Below are 533 nucleotides of genomic sequence, written 5' to 3' on the forward strand. Positions count from 1 at the left end.
AAAGGCAGACAGATTCGCATACCAAATCTAGGTTGGGTTCGTATGCGTGAAGCCTTGCGCTTTGACGGCAAAATACTCTCAGCTAAAATCTTTAGTCGAGGTGACAGATGGTTTGTCTCTATTGCAGTTGAAATAGATGCTGTAAACCTTACCAAAAAAACAGGTAAGCAGACAGGTGTAGACTTAGGTATTACCGACTTAATCACCTTGTCAGATGGTACTAAAGTCAAAGCACCCAAGCCACTTATGGCGAAACTCAAAAAACTTAAAAGGCTGAGTCGCCAATTAAGCCGTAAACAAAAAGGCAGTAATAATCGTGCTAAAGCGAAAGCCAAGCTATCACGATTGCACCTGAAAATCAGTAATATCCGTAAAGACGCTCTACATAAGCTTACTACTGGCTTGGTGAATGAGTATGATGTTATTGCAATTGAAAACCTAAACACCAAAGGCATGATGCAAAACCGCAAGTTAAGCCGTGCTATTGGCGATTTAGGCTTTTATGAGTTTAAGCGTCAGCTTGTTTATAAGGC

Annotated in this window: 1 protein-coding gene; it reads left to right on the plus strand. The window is 40.9% G+C overall.

Going from position 1 to position 533, the window contains the following annotated elements; all coding sequences use genetic code 11:
- Positions 1–533, plus strand: a 533-nt coding sequence (locus A1232T_RS13225; protein WP_143514012.1) for an RNA-guided endonuclease InsQ/TnpB family protein, incomplete at both ends; no start/stop codon positions are given.

The sequence above is a fragment of the Psychrobacter pasteurii genome (assembly GCF_900162815.1).
Taxonomy (GTDB): Bacteria; Pseudomonadota; Gammaproteobacteria; order Pseudomonadales; family Moraxellaceae; genus Psychrobacter; species Psychrobacter pasteurii.